Source organism: Micromonospora sp. NPDC005252, from assembly GCF_042872475.1.
In the GTDB taxonomy this organism is placed as follows: domain Bacteria; phylum Actinomycetota; class Actinomycetes; order Mycobacteriales; family Micromonosporaceae; genus Micromonospora.
The window spans coordinates 46,693-66,875 of record NZ_JBIAKN010000013.1; the positions used below are offsets into that span (position 1 = coordinate 46,693).

Here is a 20,183-nt window from a genome sequence, read left to right on the forward strand (position 1 = left end):
CCCGAGCCAGCGCCCACCGCCGGCCCGACTGAAAAGCCTCTTGAGCAGGTCAAACGCGTGGAGACGAGGTGCGGGGATGAGCCGTTCCGGTACGCCTGGCGGGCAGCCGGGCCCGCAGCGGGCTGCCGATCGAGCGCCGACGCCGACCGAGCCGGCCCGAGCGTACGCCGAGCTGGCCGCGGGCAACCGGCGCTTCGTCAGCGGGGCGCCGCGCCACCCCAACCAGGACGCCGGGCACCGGGCCGCCGTGGCCGACGGGCAGCACCCGTTCGCGGTGATCGTGGGCTGCTCCGACTCCCGCCTGGCGGCTGAGATCATCTTCGACCGGGGGCTGGGCGACCTCTTCGTGGTCCGTACGGCCGGACACACCGCGGGCCCGGAGGTGCTGGGCAGCGTGGAGTACGCGGTGACGGTGCTCGGCACTCCACTGGTGGTGGTCCTCGGCCACGACTCGTGCGGTGCGGTGCAGGCCGCCCGTGAGGCGGCCGCCACCGGCGTCGCGCCGCCGGGACACCTGCCCGCGGTGGTCGACGCGGTGCTGCCCAGCCTGCGACGTGCCACCGCCGAGGGCGTGGACGACGTCGACGGCATCGTCGACATCCACATCGCGCAGACCGTCGAGACGCTGCTCGGGCAGTCGCCCGTGCTGGCCGACGAGGTGGCACAGGGGCGGTGTGCGGTGGTGGGCATGTCGTACCGGCTCGCCGCCGGTGTGGTGCGCGCGGTTACCCCCGCACCGGCGGGTGCCGCGACGTTCGACGCGCCCGGCGCCTCGGACGACCCGGCAGCTTCCGCCGCCGCCTGACGCGGACCGCCCCGGCAACTTCCGCCGCCTGACGCGACGAGGGCCGCCCCGCCTGATGCGGGACGGCCCTCGACTTCTTGGCACCGGGTCAGAGCAGCGACATGTGCACGTGGTCGGTGTGGTTCGACGGTCCGCTGTACGACTTCCAGCCGGTCGCCGGGAACCAGATCTGCCGGTTCCAGATCACGTAGTAGATGCCGAGGCGGTCGGCGTTGCGGATGAGGAACGCGGCGACGTTGTTGCCGTACATGCGGGTGTCGTTGTTGTGCCACGGGCTGAAGCCGCTCTTCTGCAACGACCAGTCACAGGCGCGGCCCTTCGGGTGCTCGAACGGGCCACCGTTGCGGTGGCAGCCGACGAACCGGTTGAACCCGGCCCGCTTGACCTCCTTGTACGCGTGCAGGGTGCGCGGCGTGACACAACCGGAGGTGGTGGGGTCGTCCTCGCTGCATGACTCGGCCTTCCAGTCGCCGTCGGCGGTGCGACCCGGGCCGATCCGGGCGACCGGCGAGACGGCGTCGACCAGACCGCCGGTGAAACCCTGACCGCCGACCAGCGCGAGCGCCTTGTCCGCGTCGCGCTTGTCCTTCGCCATCAGGGCGGTCTGCTTCTGCTGCTCGCGGACCTCCGCGTCGAGGGCCAGCTTGGCCTGCTCGGCGCGGGTCTTGACCGTGTTGACCTCGGCGAGCTTCTTCTCGTTGACCATGTTCATCTCGTCGAGCGCCGCGGCCCGTCGGACGAACGAGTCCGGGGCGTCGCTCTCCAGCAGCATCGCGATCGCGCCGATCCGCCCGGTCCGGTACGACTGGGCGGCGATCTGCCCGACCTGCGGGGCCAGCGCCTCCAGGTCGGCCTTCGCCCGCTCGACCTGCAACGCCAGCTCAAGCTGCCGCTTCTTGGACTTGTCCAGCTTGGACTTGGCCGCCACGTAGTCCCGGTTGGTCTGCTCGATGACGTCGTTGAGGAGCTTGGGTTCGTCTTCCTCTTCGTGCCCGGACGGTGTGGGGGTCGTCGGGGCGGCGTGGGCCGGGAGGGGCCCGGCGAACACGGTCAGCGCAGCGAGCACGGCCACCACGGGTGTCAACCAGCGGCGTAGGGGTGCCGTCACAATGTTCCCTTCCGTCGACCGCCGACCGGGTTAGCTGACGGGTTCGGGGCGGAAGTGGCCCCTACCGCTGTCGCGGATTCACCCCACGTACCTGGGTCCCCGGCTCGCCGGTTGGCGATTGGGCGGTGGCACCGCAGGCGCCGCTGCGCGCCTTCGTCGGTGACCGGCAGCGAGGTTACCCGAGAGTCCACCGCCTGAGCTACGTCCTGATGCCGACTAAAAGCGTCATTTCGCCATGGCGTTGAGTGACCAGTGACGCGGTTCTCAGGGCGTAGGCCCGATCCGGTCACGCTGAGGAGTGTCACCATGCCGTATCCGTGCTCCTGTTCGGCTCTGGCCACCCGGTGGTGGCGGTGGATGGGGGTGCGCTCCGCTCCGGGTCGGGCCCGTCGGACCGACCCGCTGGCGGGGAGCTGAGGGCGGCCAACGCCTCCGTCCGGTCCGGACGGGGGCGCGGCGTCAGGACGTCGGCGGCCGCGTCCTGCGCCGGCGTCGACCCGGCCGCGGTCACCACGGCGGCGAGCCCGGTGGTGAGGGGTACGGCGGCGATCAGGCCGAGCGTGGCGACCGCGCTGCGGACGATCTCCTGGGCGAGGAACTCGCTGGTCAGGATCTGCCCGAGGGGGCGGGTGTCGGCGGTGAGCAGAAGCAGCAGCGGAAGTGAGGCGCCCGCGTACGCCAGGACGATGGTGTTGACCGTGGAGGCGATGTGCGCCCGGCCGACCCGGGTGGCCGCCCGGTAGAGCTGCAGCCGGCTCAGGCCGGGGTTGGCGTTCGCCAGCTCGGTGACGGTGGCGGCCTGGGTGACGGTCACGTCGTCGAGCACCCCGAGTGAGCCGATGATGATCCCGGCGAGCAGCAGGCCACGCAGATCGACATCGGCCTGGAACATCGACAGCGTGGTGGCGTCCTCGCTGCCGAAGCCGGTCAGGTGGGTGGCGGCGGTGGCGATGGTCGCGAGCACGCCGGTGAGCACCAGGCTGCCCAGGGTGCCGAGCACCGCGACCGAGGTCTGCGCGGTCACCCCGTGTGTCAGGTAGAGCACCACGAACATGATCAGGGCTGCGCCGACCACCGCCACCAGCAGCGGTGACCGGCCGGCGCTGATGCCCGGCAACACGAAGGTGAGCAGGATGGCGAAGCTGGCGGCCAGCCCTGCCAGCGCGGCCAGGCCCCGCCACCGGCCGAACGCGACGATCGCGGCGGCGAAGACCACCGCGAGCCATACCAGCGGCTTTCCGCGCTGATGCTCGGCGATGTTCCAGCTGCTGGTGGCGGGATCGGTCGGGTCGGTCAGCTCGACCAGGACGACGTCGTCGCCGACCTCGATCCGCGGAGCGCCGGGCCCGGCGGGGACGGGCGTCTGCACCTGCTGGCCGGCGCTCGGCCCGTCCTCGATCCGTACGTCCACGGTCCCGCACGGCCCGATGGCCGGCGTGCCCGCCGGGTTGGCCGACGGTGGGCAGGGTTCGGTCACCACCCGGGTGACCGTGCCGTGGTGGCGCGGCGCGTCCGTGCCGCCGCCGGTCTGCGGCGCCCCGTCCCGTGGCCAGAGCACCACGGCGGCGACGACGGTGGCCACGAAGAGTGGCACCACCGTCGCGACGAGGATCCGCCGGACCCGGGGTGGGACGGGCGGAGCGGTACGGCTGTGGTCGGAACCCAATGCGAGAACTCCCAACGATCCGGTGCGGGGTACGTGCCGACGGGCCGGTCGGTTCACCTCCGCCGGTCGAACGCGGTGCCGGGCGCATCGGATTGCCGGCTGGCGACCCGGTGATCACACAGGGTGAGCCGTCGGACCGGCCGGTCGGCGGAGGCGCCGCGCCGTGGCGGCGCCGGTGCCCGACTGGGCGGTGGGGTCCGGTAGGCCATCGCCGGAAATGCTAGCCAGCCGGACCGGGTGTCGCAGGTCGTGGCGGAGTGTCGGATGGTCGAACCGCCCGCGCGGCGTCGCCCGGAGCGGCATGTTGGAGTCATGCCCGCGTCCGAGCCCGCCCCTGAGCAGGCCGCCGACCAGAGCCAGCACGCGACGCCGGCCGGCCACGATCAGCACGCCGGCCCGGAGAGGCACGCCGGCCAGGACAAGCACGCTGGCCACGACAAGCACGCCGGCCACGACCCGGCGATGTTCCGCCGCCGGTTCTGGGTCTGCCTGGTGCTCACCCTGCCGGTGGTGCTGACCAGCCACCTGGTGGTGGACGGGCTCGGGCTCCGGTGGGACGTTCCGGGCCGCTCCTGGGTCGGGCCGGTGCTCGGATCGGTGATTTTCCTCTGGGGTGGCTGGCCGTTCCTGGTCGGTGCGGTGCGCGAGATCCGGGACCGGGCGCCGGGAATGATGCTGCTGGTCGCGATGGCGATCACGGTGGCGTACTCGGCGTCGTTGGCCACCAGCCTGGGCGCCTTCGACCTGGACTTCTGGTGGGAGTTGGCCGCGCTGGTCACCATCATGCTGCTCGGGCACTGGCAGGAGATGAAGGCCATCGGGCAGGCCCGGGGGGCGCTGGCGGCGTTGGCCGCGTTGCTGCCCGACGAGGCCGAGCGCGTGGCGGCGGACGGGCAGGCCGAGCCGGTGCCGGTCGGCGCGTTGCGGGTGGGCGACGTGGTGCTTGTCCGGCCCGGGGGTCGAGTGCCGGCGGACGGCCGGATCGTCGATGGCGACGCCGAACTGGACGAGTCGATGATCACCGGTGAATCGCGGCCGGTGGCCCGGTCGACGGGCGAGCGGGTGGTGGCCGGCACGGTCGCCACCGACTCGGCGATCCGGGTCCGGGTCGAGGCGCTGGGTGACGAGACCGCGCTCGCCGGCATTCAGCGCATGGTCGCGCAGGCGCAGCGCTCGGGTGGGCAGGCCCAACTGCTGGCCGACCGGTTCGCCGCCGCGCTGTTCTACGTGGCCGCCGGCACAGCCGTGGTGACGCTGGCGGTCTGGACCGCGCTCGGTGAGCCCGACCAGGCGGTGGTCCGTACGGTCACCGTCCTGGTGATCGCCTGCCCGCACGCGCTCGGCCTGGCCATCCCGCTGGTCGTGGCGCTCTCCACCGCCCTGGCGGCGCGGCGCGGGATCCTGGTCAAGGACCGGTTGGCGCTGGAGCGCATGCGGACCGTCGACGCGGTGCTCTTCGACAAGACCGGCACGCTGACCCGGGGTGAGCACGCGGTGAGCGACCTGGTGACGACCCAGGGGCTGGAGCGGGAGGAAGCGCTGCGGATCGCCGCCGGCGTCGAGTCCGACAGCGAGCATCCGCTGGCTCGGGCGATCGTGACGGCGGCCGGGTCCGCCGGCCCGGCGCGTGCCACCGGCTTCCGGTCGCTGCCGGGCCGCGGCGTGCGGGCCACCGTCGACGGTACGGAGTACGCGGTGGGCGGCCCGGCGTTGCTGCGGGATCTGGGCCGAGCGCTCCCGGACGACCTGAAGGCGGCGACCGGCAGATGGTCGGCCCGCGGGGCCGTGGTGCTGTACCTGGTGCGGCTGCCGGGCACCGTGCTCGGGGCGTTCGCGCTCACCGACGAGGTGCGTCCGGAGGCCCGGCAGGCCGTCGCCGAGCTCCGTGCCGAAGGCGTCCGCACCATCGCCATGATCACCGGCGACGCGCGGTCGGTGGCCGAGTCGGTAGCCGCCGATCTCGGCTTCCGGTCGGGAGTGGACGAGGTCTTCGCCGAGGTGCTGCCGGCCGAGAAGGACAGCCGGGTCGCGGAGCTCCAGCGGCGAGGGCTGACCGTGGCGATGGTCGGCGACGGGGTGAACGACGCGCCGGCGCTGGCCCGCTCCGACGTCGGCATCGCGATCGGGGCGGGGACCGACGTGGCGATCGAGTCCGCCGGGGTGGTGCTGGCGTCGTCCGACCCGCGCGGTGTCGGTGCCGTGGTCCGGCTCTCCCGGGCGTCGTACCGCAAGATGCGGCAGAACCTGGCCTGGGCCGCCGGCTACAACGTGGTGGCGTTGCCCCTGGCGGCCGGGGTGCTCGCCTGGGCCGGGGTGGCGTTGAGCCCGGCGGTGGCGGCGGTGCTGATGTCGGCGTCCACCATCGTGGTGGCGCTCAACGCCCAGTTGCTCCGCCGGGTACGCCTCGACGCGGAGCCCGACTGACCGGCTCAGCCGCGTTTCATGAGTCGGCCGACGGCCGCCATCATCTCGGTGGCCATCTCGTCGGCCCGGCCCTCGGCCGCCCCCTCGTGCATGCAGTGCCGGGCGTGCCCGTCGAGCAGGCCCAGGGCCACCTTGTCGAGCGCGGCCTGGATCGCGGAGATCTGGGTGAGGACGTCGATGCAGTAACGGTCGTCGTCGACCATCTTCTCGATGCCCCGGACCTGCCCCTCGACGCGGCGGAGCCGCGCGAGCAGCTGGTCCTTGCTGGCGGTGTAGCCGCGGATCGGCGTGGGTGCGGTCATGGCGACGAGGATAGCGTACCCCTGGGGGGTATGGTAACGTCCCTCGTGTCCAATACCCCCACCGGGTACCGGTACATGACCGGTCACGAGTCTGCCTCGGCCTTACCCCTGGGGGGTATAGGCTGGCAGACGACGAAGGGAGAGATTCGATGGTCGACGCGACGTTCCAGGTGCGGGGCATGACCTGCGGGCACTGCGTCAGCGCGGTCAGCGCCGAGGTGGGCGCCATCGCCGGGGTGCGCGACGTGCAGGTGGATCTCGCCACCGGCCGGGTCACCGTCACCAGCGAGCAACCCGTGGACGCGGAGTCCGTCCGGGCGGCGGTCGACGAGGCCGGTTACGACCTCGTCGAGGCGTGAGCGGGAAGCCCGGGATGAACACGGTGACCAGAATGGGCGGGTTCGCCCTCGGTCTCGCGGCGGTCTTCGGCGCGGCGTACGGGATCGGCCGGGTGGTCGACCCGGCCGCCCCGGTCGCCGAGAGTCGGCCCGACGGCGGCGTCGCCCACAGCTCGGGCCCCACCGCGCACGACGAGGTGACCGACCGGACTCCCGGCGGTCTGCTCGTCTCCGACCGTGGCTACACGCTCGTTCCGGTCGCCGCTCCGGCCGGTGAGTTCGCCTTCCGGATCGGCGGGCCGGACGGCCGCCCGGTGATTGGGTACGACGTGGCACACGACAAGCGGATGCACCTGATCGTCGCCCGGCGGGACCTGTCCGGCTTCCGCCACGTGCACCCCGACCTCGCCCCGGACGGCACCTGGCGGGTCGACACCCCGCTGGACGGCCCGGGGCAGTGGCGGGCGTTCGCCGACTTCACGCCGACCGGGGGCGAGGCGCTGACCCTCGGGGTGGACGTGACCGTCCCCGGTGAGCTGACCGAACGGCCGCTGCCCGCCCCGGCCACCAGCACCACGGTCGACGGCTACACCGTCACCCTGGCCGGCGTGCCGCAGCCCGGCCGCACCTCGTCACTCACCCTGAGCGTCAGCCGCGACGGGCGACCGGTCACCGACCTGGAGCCCTACCTGGGCGCGTACGGGCACCTGGTGGCGCTGCGCCGGGGCGATCTCGCGTACCTGCACGTACACCCGGACGGAACACCCGGCGACGGGCGCACCCGGCCCGGTCCGGAGGTCACCTTCCTCGCCGAGGTGCCGTCGGCCGGCAGCTACCGGCTCTACCTCGACTTCCGGCACGGCGGGCTGGTGCACACCGCCGAGTTCACCGTCGTCGCCGGCACCGCCACGACCGGGGGCGACCCCACTCCGAGCGGGCCGGCGCCGACCGAGCACGGCACCCCCGGCCACGGGCACAACTGACGGGACCAGACGATGACCACCACCAGCAGACCACTGCCCGAGGCGCCGAACCGGATCGAGCTGGCCATCGGGGGAATGACCTGCGCCGCCTGCGCCGCCCGGATCGAGAAGAAGCTGAACCGGATGGACGGGGTGAGCGCCACCGTCAACTACGCCACCGAGAAGGCCACCGTCCGGTACGTCGACAGCGTCACCCCGGACGACCTGATCGACACGGTGCAGAAGACCGGCTACACGGCTGCCCTGCCGGCACCGCCGACGACCGAACAGCCGGTCGACCCGCTGCGGGGTCCGCGTACCCGTCTGTGGGTGTCGGCGGCGCTCAGCGTGCCGGTGGTTCTGCTGGCCATGGTGCCGCCCTGGCAGTTCGACTACTGGCAGTGGCTCTCGCTGACCCTCGCCGCCCCGGTGGTGGTCTGGGGCGGGCTGCCGTTCCACCGGGCCGCGTGGACCAACCTGCGGCACGGCGCCGCGACCATGGACACCCTGGTCTCGCTGGGCACCCTGGCCGCGTTCGGCTGGTCGCTCTGGGCGCTCTTCCTGGGCGACGCCGGCATGCCCGGGATGACGCATCCCTTCCGCTTCGACATCACCCGCACCGACGGCGCCGGCAACATCTACCTGGAGGCGGCCGCCGGGGTGACGGTGTTCATCCTGGCCGGCCGCTACTTCGAGGCCCGATCCAAGCGGACCGCCGGGGCGGCCCTGCGCGCCCTTCTCGAACTCGGCGCCCGGGACGTGGCGGTGCTGCGCGACGGGGTGGAGACCCGGATCCCGGTGGACCGGCTCGTCGTCGGTGACCGGTTCGTGGTCCGCCCCGGCGAGAAGATCGCCACCGACGGGGTCGTCGACGAGGGCACGTCCGCCGTCGACGCCAGCATGCTGACCGGCGAGTCGGTGCCGGTCGAGGTCGGCCCGGGCGACGGCGTGGTCGGCGCCACGATCAACGCGGGCGGCCGGCTGGTCGTCACCGCCACCCGGGTCGGCGCGGACACCCAGCTCGCCCGGATGGCCGACCTCGTCGAGCAGGCGCAGAGCGGCAAGGCGGCCGTGCAGCGGCTGGCCGACCGGATCTCCGGTGTCTTCGTGCCGATCGTCATCACCCTCGCGGTGGGCACCCTCGGCTGGTGGCTCGGCACCGGAGCCGGTCCGACCACCGCGTTCACCGCCGCGGTGGCCGTGCTGATCATCGCCTGCCCGTGTGCCCTCGGCCTGGCCACGCCGACCGCGCTGCTGGTCGGCACCGGTCGCGGCGCCCAGCTCGGCGTGCTGATCAAGGGACCGGAGGTGCTGGAGTCCACCCGTCGCGTCGACACCGTCGTGCTGGACAAGACCGGAACCGTGACGACCGGCCGGATGACCCTGGTGGACGTCGTGCCGGCGAGCGGCGAGGACCGCGCCGAGCTGCTCCGGCTCGCCGGGGCCGTGGAGGCCGCCTCCGAGCACCCGATCGCCCGGGCCGTCGCCGCGGGCGCCGCCGAGGCCGGAGCGCTGCCCCCGGTTACCGGCTTCGCCAACCTCGAAGGGCTGGGCGTCACCGGCACGGTCGACGGTCGGACCATGCTGGTCGGCCGGCTCCGGCTGCTGCGCGAGCGCGGTGTCGACGTACCGCCGGAGGTCGATCTGGCCGTGCGTGACGCGGAGGCCGCCGGGCGTACGGCGATCGTCGCCGGCTGGGACGGACGGGCGCGGGGCGTGCTCGCGGTCGCCGACGTGGTCCGGCCGACCAGCCGGACGGCCGTGGCCCGGCTGCGCGCCCTGGGGCTCACCCCGGTCCTGCTGACCGGGGACAACCCCACCGTGGCCGGGGCGGTCGCCGCCGAGGTGGGCATCGACGAGGTGATCGCCGAGGTGCTGCCCGCCGGCAAGGTCGACGTCGTCCGGCGGCTCCAGGCGCAGGGGCGGTCGGTGGCGATGGTCGGCGACGGGGTGAACGACGCGCCGGCGTTGGCCCAGGCAGATCTGGGGCTGGCGATGGGCACCGGCACCGACGTGGCGATCGAGGCGTCCGATCTCACCCTCGTCCGGGGCGACCTGGATGCGGCGGTGGACGCCATCCGGCTGTCCCGGCGCACGCTCGGCATCATCCGGGGCAACCTGTTCTGGGCCTTCGGCTACAACGTGGCGGCGCTGCCGCTGGCCGCCGCCGGCCTGCTCAACCCGATGATCGCCGGTGCCACCATGGCGCTGTCCTCGGTCTTCGTGGTGGCCAACAGCCTGCGCCTGCGCCGGTTCCGTTCGGCCGCCGATCGCGGATTGTGACGGCGGTGATGGTTGGGCGGTGGACTGCGGGGGTATTGCTGAGGTCGTAGCGACGCTCGCAATGGAGGTTGGCACATGGGTATCGATGACAAGATCAACAACGCCAGCGAGGACGCGGCCGGCAAGCTCAAGGAAGGCGCCGGTCGGGCCACCGACAACGAGCAGCTCGAGGCCGAGGGGCGCGCAGACCAGTCCACGGCCAAGCTCAAGCAGGCGGGCGAGAAGATCAAGGACGCTTTCAAGAGCTGACGTACGACGTAACCCGCACGCCGGGCCGGTGATCATTCACCGGCCCGGCGTGCTGTGTGCCCGGGGCCGTGAACCCTGAGATCCCCCCTGTGACGGCCGGCCCGCCAGCCGGGCGGCTCTCAGCTCCAGGTAGCGCTGCTCGGGCAGGCTCGTCGTGCCGCGCGCGGCCGCCAGGTACGCCTCCCGGGCCGCGCCCGGCTCCCCGGCCAGCTCCAGCAGGTGCGCCCGGACCGCGGCGAGCCGGTGGTGCCCGGCCATCCGCTCGTCGGCGTCCAGCGGGGTGAGCAGGGCGAGCCCCGCCCGCGGCCCGTCCACCATGGCCACGGCCACCGCCTGGTTGAGCGTGACCATCGGGTTCGGAGCGATCCGGGCCAGCAGCCGGTAGAGCGCCACGATCTGCGGCCAGTCCGTCTCCGCCGCCGTCGGCGCCTCGGCGTGCACCGCCGCGATCGCCGCCTGGAGCTGGTACGGGCCGGGCGGCGACCAGGTCAGCGCCTCGGTGACCAGGGCGACTCCCTCCGCGATGGCACCGGCGTCCCACCGGGCGCGGTCCTGCTCGGTCAGCGGCACCAACTCGCCGTCCTCGCCGACCCGGGCCGCCCGGTGCGCGTCGGTGAGCAGCATCAGCGCCAGCAGCCCGGTCACCTCACCGTCGTCGGGCAGCAGCCCGTGCAGGACGCGGGCCAGTCGGATCGCCTCGCCGGTCAGTTCGGCCCGTCGCAGGTCCGGTCCGCTGGACGCGGTGTACCCCTCGTTGAAGATCAGGTAGAGCACCCGGAGCACGGTCCGCAGCCGCTCGCCGCGCTCACCCGGCCCGGGCATCAGGAACCGCGCCCCGGCGGCCTCGATCCGCTGCTTGGCCCGCCGGATCCGCTGGCTCATCGTCGCCTCGGGCAGCAGGTGCGCCCGGGCGATCTGGGCGGTGCTGAGCCCGCCGACCGCCCGCAGGGTCAGCGCCACCTGCGCCGAGGGCGCCAGCGCCGGATGGCAGCAGAGGAAGAGCAGGGTGAGGGTGTCGTCCGCGTCCGCCACCGCCGGCTCCGCGTCGGCCGCCGGCGCCACCTGGGCGTACGCCGGCTCGCGCAGCGCCACCGCCACCTCGCGGTCCCGGCGGGCGCTCTCGCTGCGCCACTCGTCGGTGAGCCGGCGGGTGGCCACGGTGAGCAACCACGCGCGCGGATTGTCCGGTACGCCCTGCGCGGGCCACTGCGTCGCGGCGGCGAGCAACGCCTCCTGGACCGCGTCCTCGCACCTGTCGAACTGGCCGTGTCGGCGGACCAGCAGGCCGAGGACCTGCGGCGCGAGCGTGCGCAGCAGATCCTCGACCGTCCGGTCGTCGGTCACATCTCCGTCCCGGCCTGCTCCATGATCGGGCGGACCTCCATCGCCCCGCCGAAGCGCACGTCCGGCCACCGGGCGGCGATCTCGGCGGCCCGCTGCGGGCTGTCGCAGTCGACGGTCAGGTAGCCCGCGAACTGCTCCTTGCTCTCCATGAACGGCCCGTCGACGATCTCCGGGCGACCGCCGGCGAGCCGGACCGTCTGCGTCTGCGACGGGTTGGCCAGCGCCTGGCCGTCGACCAGCTCGCCGCTCTCGGTCAGCTCCTTCATGATCTCGTCCACCTCGCCGAACAGGGCATTACGGTCCGCTTCGGTCAGCTCCTCGGTGAAGCCGGGCCGGTTCCAGATCAGCAGCATGTACTTCACGGCGATGCTCCTCGCTTGGCTGGCCGCTCCCCGGTCGGGGCGCGGCTCACCGGAGGGTCGGAGCCGAGACCCCGTTCCCTACCGCGTACCGAAGAAAATCGCAGAAAGACTTCCCGGCGGTGGTCCCACGCCGTGCGGATCAGGGTCGGCCCGGCACCTGTCGAGGCCGCTGGCCGCCGCCGAGGTCGAGCGCGGCGCGGTCGGCGGCCGAGGTGCCGGACGACCAGCCCTCGGCGTCGCGGACGCTGAGCCGGTGTCGGGTGACACCCGGAAAGAGGGCGCCCAGCCGCTCCTGGACCGCCTCGCCACGGGCGGCGAGCACCGGTAGCAGACGCTCCGGGCCGGCCGTCTCGGCAGCCGCCTGGTCGGCCGCCTCGGTGGCCCCGCGCAGTCGCTCACCGATCCGCAGCGCGAACGCGTTGAGGAAGGACTCGTCCCACACCTTCGTCCGCCGGCCCGACCCCGGCCGGCGCTCGGTGCGCCCGCGCAGCATCGCGGCGGTGGCCTGCACCAGCAGCGACGTGTAGAGCAGCTCCACCGCCACGAGATCCGCCGGCCACCCCAGCACGGTGGTGAAACCGAGGTCGTCGGACCAGACCGCCTCGCACCGGTTCGCCGCCGCCACCTCCTGCACCAGCAGCGCCTTCGCCCCCGCGTACGGGGTCTCGGTGCCCAGCCGGACCCCGCCCGGCACATCGCCGGGCTCCGCCCCGGCGGCCAGCAACGCCTCGTCGATGCTGTGCCGGGCGATCAGCTCCTGCGCCTTCCCGGTCAACGCCTCCGCCTCGGCCGGGAAGGTGGTCGACTCGGCCTTCGCGAGCAGCGCGCGTACCCGGTCCAGCATCGGCGATCCGCTGCGGACCGTACCGGCGGTGCGGGGGATCGTCGCCCCGGTCGAGCCGGGCGGCGGGCGTAGCACCGCGATCGGCGGCAGGCTCTCCACCAGCGCGAGCACGTCGACAGCGGCGCGGAGAGCGTCGGCCCGGTCCAGTCCCTCCGCGGCGGTCCAGGCGGCCAGCAGGTCGTCGCCGTCGTCCCGGCCCTCGGCGGCCAGAGCACGTAGCTGGTCGTCCCACCAGTCGGGGACCGGCCCGGCCTGCTCGCGTCGCTGGGCGGCCAGCGCGTCCCGGACCAGCCGGGCCGCCCGTGCGTCGAGCCGCCGCGCGGTGATCCGGTGCACGTCGACCGGCTGCCAGCCGCGTGGCCAGAGCTGCCCGAGGCCACGGACCAGCCGACGCCGCAGGGCCGCGTCCACCGCCGTGGCGCCGTCCGCCGCGCCGGTGCCGACCATCAGCCGGTCCAGCTGCCGTTCGGCCTGTCGTACGTCGGTGCCGCGCACCGCCGCGAGCGCGTCGGCGACGAGTTCGTCCGCGTCCGGCACAGGCACCTCCTTCGGTCTCCGCTGCCGGCGAGGCATCCGGCCGCCCCACCCAATGATCATGCCGGCACGGCTTCGGTGGGCATGACTCGGCCAGTTTGGGGTAGTTCGGCGGTGACCCGGACGGATGACGAGGTGTGTGGTGGTCGGTTCGAGCCTGCCGCGGGGGCGTCCCGTCGCCGCGCCGGACCGCCGGTCGTCCACGCTCGCGGGCGTCCTGATCGGGGTCGCGATCATGGCCGCCGTGGACGAGATCGTCTTTCACCAGTTGCTGGCCTGGCACCACTTCTACGACCGGTCCACCCCGTCGGTGGCGCTGCTCTCGGACGGGCTGCTGCACGCCGCTGAGGTGATCGCCCTGGTCGGTGGGTTCTTCTGGTTCGCCGATCTGCGCCGACGGCTGGCCCTGTCACCCCGGCTGGTCTGGGGTGGCTTCCTGCTCGGCGCCGGAGGATTCCAGCTCTTCGACGGGCTGGTCGACCACAAGGTGCTCCGGGTGCACCAGATCCGCTACGGCGTCCACCTGGTGCCGTACGACGTGGTGTGGAACGTGGGCGGCGCGGTCCTGCTGCTGGCCGGCGCGGCGCTGGTCTGGCGGACGCGGTCCCGCCGACCGGATGACGGCCCCCGGTGACGGCAGTCGCCCCGGGCCGGGCGGCGGTGGTGCCATGGGCGCACGGGGGCCACCCGGCGGACGGGCCGGGCTGGGTGCCGCTGCTCCCGGTCGCGGTGCTGGCCGTCGGCTACCTGCTGGCCGCCGTACGCGACCCGCGAGGCTGGGACCATCGGCGTACTCTCGCCTGGCTGGCCGGCTGCACCGTGCTGGCGGTCGCGGTCGGGCCGCTGGCTCACCTCTCGGACGACCCGCGCGGGCACATGGCGCAGCACCTGCTGCTCGGCATGTTGGCACCGCTCGGGCTGGTCCTCGGCGCCCCGGTGACGCTGCTGCTGCACGTCGCGCCCACCTCGACGCGTCGGCGGGTGGGCCGGCTGCTGCGCGCCCGCGCGCTGCACCTGATCGCCCACCCGGTCACCGCCGCGCTGCTGAGCACGGGTGGGCTGGCGCTGGTGCTGCTCACCCCGCTGTACGCGACGGCGGAACGCCAGCCAGCCCTGCACCACGGCGTACACCTGCACTACCTGGGCGCGGGCTACCTGTTCGCCTGGTCGCTGGCCGGGCCGGACCCCGCGCCCCGCCGCCCCGGGCTGGCCGTGCGGGTCGGCGCGCTGCTCGGCGCGTCGGCTGGCCACGCCGCGCTCGCCAAGTACCTCTACGCGCAGGCCGGCACCCTGCCCCCGGGGCTGACCGACCCGGACGCCGCGGCGTTCGGATCGGCCGCCCACCTCATGTATTACGGCGGCGACGTCGCGGAGCTGCTGCTGGCGGTGGCACTCTTCGCAACCTGGTACCACCGCTCCCGCCCACCCCTGGTGAACAGGAGTTTCGCGTCACGACACCGCGATGCCGTGACGCGAACCTCTTGATCAACTCTGTGCGGGCGGGGTCGCCAGGGCGGCGGAGAGCCGCCGGAAGAACGCGCGGATGTCGTCCTCGCTGTGGTGCGTCTCGGCCTGGTCGTTCAGCGGGCCCGAGTAGAGCAGCGCCTGCTCCAGCGCGTCCCGCGTCTCGGCCCGGCCACCCGGGTAGAGCCCGGCGGCCACCCCGTCGGCGACCCGGATCACCACCGAATCGTCGAGCGACCTGTCGAACTGGACCCCGTAGAGGATCCCGTTGACGTGGCCCTTCCAACTGTCCGTACCCATGCTCGTCGACTCCCCTAGAAGATCCGGCCGCCATCCCAGCCCAGAATCGGAACCCCGTTGACGCCGTTGCGTTTGAACTCGGCGTCGAGATTGGCCATGTGGCTGGGCTCGGGCTGGTAATGACCGCTGCGCGCCGTGGCGTACTGGACCCTACCGTCCTTGACGACCAGCTCGCCGGCCGCGGCGACCGGGTTTCCGCCGCCCAGAGTGGAGTGGTGGAAGTCGCCGACCTTCTGGTAGTTGGACGCGTAGAGGTTGCCGTTGCGGTCCATCACGAAGATCGCTTGACCGTTTCCGCTGAACACGGTCTGCGCGCTCGACGTGTCGAACGGCTCGCCGTTGCGCGCGCTGCGCAGCACGCCGTTGCTGTCGAAGAAGACCCGGTGCTGTTCCAGCTCCTCGGGGCTGAGCCGGCGCACGGCCGTCGGGAAGTGCCCTCCGGGCAGGTGCTCGTTGCGGTACTTGTCGAGCATCGGCTTGGTGTTGGAGTAGCGCGGGGTGGTGTGCGGGCCGGGCACGCCGGGCCGCTTCGGGCCGCCGCGCTTCGCGCCCTTTCGGGTGAAGCGGCGCAGCAGCGTCTTCGCGCGCTTCAACAACTGCGGGATGATCTCCTTGATGACCCGCTGGATCGCCATCCGGGCCAGGCCGATCGAGACGGGGATCTGGGCCAGCGAGGCACCGAAGCTGGGTGCCGCCGCCGCCAACGCGATCGCCACCTGAATGACCAGGATCGTCAACTGGACGATCACGATGATCTTCTGCGTCAGGGTGATGATGGCCATCACCAGCAACGCCATGCCGATCAGCTCGGCCGCCTGCGCGCCGTCCTCCATGCGGCGCGGCGCACCCTCCTCGTCCTGCCACGCCTGCTCGAACGCCCGGATGTCGTCGCCGCTGTTGGTCGTGCTGACCTGCGCCGCGCCCGCCTGGGCCTCCCCGACCGCCGTCCGCAGCCGGCCGGCGAACGCGAACCACATCTGGGACGCCTCGAACAGCAACTCCTCGTCGGCGGTCGGCCAGGTGAAGCCGACCCAGCCCAGCGCCTCGGCGAGCTCAGGAGGAAGCTGCATACCCACTGGGCAGCTCCATCCTCGTGAAGAGTTCCGCGTTGGCGAGGTCGGTCGCCTCGTGCGCGTCGGCACCGAGGTCGAGGTTCTCGGCGGCCTCCAACAACTGGTCGGCCATCGACCGGTACACGTCGAGCGCATGCGTCAGGACCTCGACGTACACGGCCCCGAAGAGGGAGCCCGCCTCGTCGGCGCCCCAGGGATTACCCGCTCCGTTCACCGTCGACTCGAGGCCGCTGACCGCCTCGCCGAGCTGCTGGCCGGTTGTCGCGATCGACGCGGCTGCGGCATGCAGAGCGTCGACGTCCACCTCAATTCCGTCGGACATGGCTCAGCGACGATCCATCCGGCGGGTGGCCGCGTCCAGGTCACCGATCATCTGTTGGAAGCCACGGAACGCCTGCTCGGAGACCCGTTCGAGCTGCTGGGTGAGGGCCGTGCTGTCGACCTGGGCCCCGGCCGTCAGGTCGGCCCGGCGGGCGCGCTCGTCGGCCTGTGCCGCCTGGACCGCCTCCAGGACGTACTCGGCGATCGTGCTCGTGCCGGCCCGGGACAGGCTCGGGTCGATCACCAGCGTCTGCAGGGCGCCGAACGCGGAGACCTCCGCCTCGACGAGACCGTCACCGCCGGTGCCCCGCCCTACCATCTGCTCGGCGTCCGGCGCGGGCCCGTCGCCGTCACCCGGCTGCGCCGTGACAGCACCCGTTGCCTGGCTCAGCAGGCGCATCGCCTCTTCGAGCGAGCTGCTCAGGCCGGACGGATCAATCCCGCTCGCCATGCACGTCCCCCCACGTCCGCAGTCCACCGTCGGTGCACGACCGTATCAATGCGGCACCCGCACGGCTGCCCCGGAAGTCGGCTGTGGATCACTCCCAGGTGGACAGAATTTCCTCGACCGGCGCGACGTCGCGCCCCGGATCGGGCGCCGGGGCGGGCGGGCCAGCCGGCGTACGGTCGAAGCGGGGTGCCGGCGCCGGTTGGATCTCGCCGTCGACCTCGACGAACGTCCCCCGGGCCGCGTTGTGCGGGTGCCGGTGCGCCTCATTCGGGGCCAGCACGGGGGCGACGCAGGCGTCCAGGTCGGCGAAGACCGCCGTCCACTCGTCCCGGGTCCGCTCGGCGAACCGTTCGGTGAACCGCCTCCGCAGCTCGTCCCAGCCGCTCGGGTCGTACTGGTCGGGCAGCTCCGCCTCGTCGGCCAGGCCGAGACCTGCCAGCAGTACGGCGTAGAAGGCCGGCTCCAGCGCCCCGACGGCCATGAAGCCGCCATCGGCGGTGGCGTACGTGTCGTAGAAGGGCGCTCCTCCGTCGAGCAGGTTCCGCCCGCGCGGGGCGGCCCACAGGCCGGTGCCGAGCAGCCCGTGCAGGAACGAGGTGAGCAGCGCCGATCCGTCCACCATGGCCGCGTCGACGACCTGGCCGACGCCGGAGCGTTCCCGCTCCAGCAGCGCCGCCAGCACACCTACGGCCAGCAACATGCCGCCGCCGGCGAAGTCACCGATCAGGTTCAGCGGCGCGTGTGGGCGTGCGTCGGCTCGACCCAGTGGCTCCAGCGCCCCGGCGACCGCGATGTAGTCGATGTCGTGGCCGGCCCGAGCCGCCAGCGGGCCGTCCTGGCCCCAGCCGGTCATCCGCGCGTACACCAGCCGGGGGTTGCGGGCCTGGCAGACGTCCGGGCCGAAGCCGAGCCGCTCGGCGACCCCCGGCCGGTACGCCTCGACGAGCACGTCCGCCCGTTCGATGAGGCGCAGCAGGTCGGCCACACCGGCCGGGGACTTCAGGTCCAGCGCGGTGACCCGCCGGCCGCGCTGCAACGGTCCACCGGTCGGCGCGGCGAGGCGCCCGTCTCCCGGGCCGCCCGGCCGGTCGACGCGTACCACGTCCGCCCCGAGGTCGGCGAGCACCATGCAGCCGAACGGGGCCGGCGCGAGGCTGGCCAGCTCGACCACCCGCACCCCGGCCAGCGGCCCGCCGCGCGCCGCCGTCACGCGACGCCAACCGGCTCAGCGAGCCGGTCCGCCAGGTCGACGGGAGGCGTGAACCGGTCGCCGTACCGTTCGGCCAGCTCGGCGGCGCGGGCCGCGAAACCGGCCGGGCCGCCCGCGTACTGCCGGACGTAGCGGATCACCCCGCCCGTCCAGGCGGGGAAGCCGATGCCGAAGATCGAGCCGATGTTGGCGTCGGTCTCGGTACGCAGCACCCCCTCGTCGAGGCAGCGCAGCGCGTCCAGCGCCTCGGCGAAGAGCATCCGTTCCTGGAGGTCGGTGAACGGCACCGCCCGGCCGGCATCGGTGACCAGGTCCGCGAGCCCTGTCCACAGCCGCCCTCGGGTGCCGTCGTCGTAGGAGTAGAAGCCGCGTCCGGCGGCGCGGCCCGGCCGGTCGTACGCGTCGACCAGCTCGTCGACGAGCCGGTGCGCGGGCAGCGGCAGGTACTCCTCGCTGGCCGCCTCGAACTGGCGGCGGATCCGCTGGATCAGCGTGAGACTGACCTCGTCGGCGAGCGCCAGCGGCCCGGTCGGGTAGCCGGCCTGAAGGGCGGCCTGCTCCACCGACGCGGCGGGGACACCCTCGGCGACCATGCCGACCGCCTCGTCGATGAACCGGCCGATGACGCGGCTGGTGAAGAAGCCCCGGCCGTCGTTGACCACGATCGGGGTCTTGCCGATCCGCCGGCCCAGGTCGAACGCGCGGGCCAGGGCGGCGTCCCCGGTCCGTTCGCCCACCACGATTTCCAGCAGCGGCATCCGGTCCACCGGCGAGAAGAAGTGCATGCCGATGAAGTCGGCCGGCCGGTCCACGCCGGCGGCCAGCTGAGTGATCGGCAGGGTGGAGGTGTTGGAGGCGAGCAGCGCGCCCGGCGCGAGCACCGGCAGCACCTCGGCGAAGACGGCCTGCTTCAGGGCCGGGTCCTCGAAGACCGCCTCGATGACGGCGTCGCAGCCGGCGAGCGCGTCCACCTGGTCGGTGGTGGTGATCCGGTCCAGCACCGCGCGGGCGTCGGCTTCCGTGGCGCGGCCCTTGCGGACCCGGCGGGCCAGCAGTCGTTCGGCGTGCTCCCGGGCCCGCCCCGCGGCCTCCGGCGACACGTCCCGGACCACCACGTCGAGGCCGGCGCTGGCGCAGGCGTACGCGATGCCCGCGCCCATCATGCCGGCGCCGAGCACCGCCACCCGCCGCACCGGCGGGACGTCCACGGCCGGTCGGGCGGCGCCGCCGTTGACGGCCTTGAGGTCGAAGAAGAACGCGCCGATCATGTTCTTGGCGACCTGCCCGGTGAGCAGGCCGATCAGGTGCCGGGTCTCCACGGTGAACGCGGTGTCCAGGTCGACCTGTGCGCCCTCGACGGCGGTGGCCAGGATCGCCTCGGGCGCGGGCAGCCGGGCCCCCTTGAGCTGCTTGCGCAGGGTGGCCGGGAAGGCGGGCAGCTGCGCGGCCAGCGAACGGCTGGCCGGGGTGCCACCGGGCATCCGATAGTCCGGCCGGTCCCACGGCTGGGCCGGGTGCGGGTTGGCAGCGATCCAGGCCCGCGCGCGATCCAGCATCTCCGCCTCGGTGGCGACGACCTCGTCGACGATCCCGGCGGCCAGGGCGTCGGCCGGGCGCATCCGCCGGCCGGTGAGCAGCACCGTGGTCAGCGCCCCGGCCAGGCCGAGCATCCGCACCGTCCGGGTGACGCCGCCGGCCCCGGGCAGCAGACCCAGGGTCACCTCGGGCAGCCCGAGCCGCGAGTCGGGCGCGTCCAGCGCGATGCGGTGGTGGCAGGCGAGGGCGATCTCCAGGCCGCCGCCGAGCGCGGAGCCGTTGACCGCCGCGACGACCGGTCGGCCCAGCGTCTCCAGTCGGCGCAGGTCCCGCTTGATGGTGCCGAGCAGGTCCGCCAGCGCGGGCGCGTCGGCGCGGGTGGCACGGATCATCTCGGGCAGGTCGCCGCCGGCGAAGAACGTCGACTTCGCGCTGGTCACGATGACACCGGCGAGATCGTCCTCGGCCTCCAGCCGGTCCAGCACCGCGCTCATCGATGCCGCGTACGCCCGGTTCATGGTGTTGGCGGACTGGTCGGGGTCGTCCAGGGTGAGCGTGACGATGCCGTCGGCGCTGCGGTCGTACCGGATGGTGGTGGTCATTGGTC

At 73.4% G+C, this 20,183-nt stretch carries 20 protein-coding genes and 1 riboswitch; of the genes, 8 read left to right on the plus strand and 12 right to left on the minus strand.

Features of this window, described 5'->3' with window-relative positions; genetic code table 11:
• The first annotated feature begins 76 nt into the window (after positions 1–76).
• Positions 77–805, plus strand: coding sequence for a carbonic anhydrase (locus ACFYPH_RS26930; protein ID WP_354855545.1), 729 nt, complete (start codon positions 77–79; stop codon positions 803–805).
• Positions 806–893: 88 nt separating this feature from the next.
• On the opposite strand, the gene ACFYPH_RS26935 is transcribed toward ACFYPH_RS26930, so the two are convergent.
• Both ACFYPH_RS26935 and ACFYPH_RS26940 read right to left on the minus strand, forming a co-directional pair.
• Positions 894–1,913 (minus strand): hypothetical protein, encoded by a 1,020-nt coding sequence (locus ACFYPH_RS26935; protein ID WP_354855546.1) that lies wholly within the window; start codon positions 1,911–1,913, stop codon positions 894–896.
• 4 nt (positions 1,914–1,917) lie between these two features.
• Positions 1,918–2,048: riboswitch (cyclic di-AMP (ydaO/yuaA leader) on the minus strand.
• A gap of 166 nt (positions 2,049–2,214) precedes the next feature.
• Complete coding sequence (locus ACFYPH_RS26940) at positions 2,215–3,579, minus strand: YibE/F family protein (RefSeq protein ID WP_354855547.1); 1,365 nt, start codon at positions 3,577–3,579, stop codon at positions 2,215–2,217.
• Between the two features lie 312 nt (positions 3,580–3,891).
• On the opposite strand from ACFYPH_RS26940, the gene ACFYPH_RS26945 reads away from it, so the two are divergent.
• Positions 3,892–6,003, plus strand: coding sequence for a heavy metal translocating P-type ATPase (locus tag ACFYPH_RS26945; RefSeq protein ID WP_387185624.1), 2,112 nt, complete (start codon positions 3,892–3,894; stop codon positions 6,001–6,003).
• A gap of 5 nt (positions 6,004–6,008) precedes the next feature.
• Here ACFYPH_RS26945 and ACFYPH_RS26950 read toward each other — a convergent pair whose 3' ends face one another.
• Entirely contained in the window at positions 6,009–6,305 is a 297-nt protein-coding gene (locus ACFYPH_RS26950) for a metal-sensitive transcriptional regulator (protein WP_030329541.1), read from the minus strand.
• Positions 6,306–6,454: 149 nt separating this feature from the next.
• On the opposite strand from ACFYPH_RS26950, the gene ACFYPH_RS26955 reads away from it, so the two are divergent.
• The 4 genes from ACFYPH_RS26955 to ACFYPH_RS26970 all read left to right on the plus strand — a co-directional run bounded on the left by ACFYPH_RS26955 (position 6,455) and on the right by ACFYPH_RS26970 (position 10,137).
• The gene (locus ACFYPH_RS26955; RefSeq protein WP_387185627.1) at positions 6,455–6,664 is read left to right on the plus strand and encodes a heavy-metal-associated domain-containing protein; all 210 of its coding nucleotides are present in this window, start codon (positions 6,455–6,457) and stop codon (positions 6,662–6,664) included.
• 14 nt (positions 6,665–6,678) lie between these two features.
• Positions 6,679–7,626: a hypothetical protein gene (locus ACFYPH_RS26960; protein ID WP_387185630.1), complete on the plus strand. Its 948-nt coding sequence runs from the start codon at positions 6,679–6,681 to the stop codon at positions 7,624–7,626.
• A gap of 12 nt (positions 7,627–7,638) precedes the next feature.
• On the plus strand, positions 7,639–9,888 hold the full coding sequence (locus ACFYPH_RS26965; protein ID WP_387185633.1) for a heavy metal translocating P-type ATPase: 2,250 nt from the start codon (positions 7,639–7,641) through the stop codon (positions 9,886–9,888).
• A gap of 75 nt (positions 9,889–9,963) precedes the next feature.
• Positions 9,964–10,137, plus strand: a complete 174-nt coding sequence (locus ACFYPH_RS26970) for a CsbD family protein (protein WP_139583988.1) — start codon at positions 9,964–9,966, stop codon at positions 10,135–10,137.
• Between the two features lie 36 nt (positions 10,138–10,173).
• Here the strand turns inward: ACFYPH_RS26970 and ACFYPH_RS26975 are convergent, their stop codons facing one another.
• The 3 genes from ACFYPH_RS26975 to ACFYPH_RS26985 form a co-directional block, all read right to left on the minus strand.
• Positions 10,174–11,481, minus strand: a complete 1,308-nt coding sequence (locus ACFYPH_RS26975) for an RNA polymerase sigma factor (RefSeq protein ID WP_387185637.1) — start codon at positions 11,479–11,481, stop codon at positions 10,174–10,176.
• Positions 11,478–11,834 (minus strand): YciI family protein, encoded by a 357-nt coding sequence (locus ACFYPH_RS26980; RefSeq protein ID WP_355066679.1) that lies wholly within the window; start codon positions 11,832–11,834, stop codon positions 11,478–11,480. Before ACFYPH_RS26980 ends, ACFYPH_RS26975 begins: the two co-directional genes overlap by 4 nt.
• Positions 11,835–11,982: 148 nt before the next feature.
• Complete coding sequence (locus tag ACFYPH_RS26985) at positions 11,983–13,224, minus strand: DUF2786 domain-containing protein (protein WP_387185640.1); 1,242 nt, start codon at positions 13,222–13,224, stop codon at positions 11,983–11,985.
• A 139-nt stretch (positions 13,225–13,363) separates the two neighbouring features.
• Between ACFYPH_RS26985 and ACFYPH_RS26990 the strand changes: the two genes are divergently transcribed.
• Complete coding sequence (locus ACFYPH_RS26990) at positions 13,364–13,855, plus strand: DUF2243 domain-containing protein (RefSeq protein ID WP_354855552.1); 492 nt, start codon at positions 13,364–13,366, stop codon at positions 13,853–13,855.
• Entirely contained in the window at positions 13,852–14,706 is an 855-nt protein-coding gene (locus ACFYPH_RS26995) for a cytochrome c oxidase assembly protein (RefSeq protein ID WP_387185643.1), read from the plus strand. Before ACFYPH_RS26990 ends, ACFYPH_RS26995 begins: the two co-directional genes overlap by 4 nt.
• Here the strand turns inward: ACFYPH_RS26995 and ACFYPH_RS27000 are convergent, their stop codons facing one another.
• The 6 genes from ACFYPH_RS27000 to ACFYPH_RS27025 form a co-directional block, all read right to left on the minus strand.
• Positions 14,707–14,985: a hypothetical protein gene (locus ACFYPH_RS27000; RefSeq protein ID WP_387185646.1), complete on the minus strand. Its 279-nt coding sequence runs from the start codon at positions 14,983–14,985 to the stop codon at positions 14,707–14,709.
• 14 nt (positions 14,986–14,999) lie between these two features.
• Positions 15,000–16,061, minus strand: coding sequence for a hypothetical protein (locus ACFYPH_RS27005; protein WP_387185649.1), 1,062 nt, complete (start codon positions 16,059–16,061; stop codon positions 15,000–15,002).
• On the minus strand, positions 16,039–16,380 hold the full coding sequence (locus tag ACFYPH_RS27010; RefSeq protein ID WP_355066648.1) for a hypothetical protein: 342 nt from the start codon (positions 16,378–16,380) through the stop codon (positions 16,039–16,041). The genes ACFYPH_RS27005 and ACFYPH_RS27010 overlap by 23 nt, the downstream gene beginning before the upstream one ends.
• Positions 16,381–16,383: 3 nt before the next feature.
• On the minus strand, positions 16,384–16,830 hold the full coding sequence (locus ACFYPH_RS27015; RefSeq protein WP_354855557.1) for a YbaB/EbfC family nucleoid-associated protein: 447 nt from the start codon (positions 16,828–16,830) through the stop codon (positions 16,384–16,386).
• Between the two features lie 88 nt (positions 16,831–16,918).
• Positions 16,919–18,040 (minus strand): CaiB/BaiF CoA transferase family protein, encoded by a 1,122-nt coding sequence (locus ACFYPH_RS27020; protein ID WP_387185653.1) that lies wholly within the window; start codon positions 18,038–18,040, stop codon positions 16,919–16,921.
• On the minus strand, positions 18,037–20,178 hold the full coding sequence (locus ACFYPH_RS27025; protein ID WP_387185656.1) for a 3-hydroxyacyl-CoA dehydrogenase NAD-binding domain-containing protein: 2,142 nt from the start codon (positions 20,176–20,178) through the stop codon (positions 18,037–18,039). The genes ACFYPH_RS27020 and ACFYPH_RS27025 overlap by 4 nt, the downstream gene beginning before the upstream one ends.
• Between the last annotated feature and the right edge of the window lie 5 nt (positions 20,179–20,183).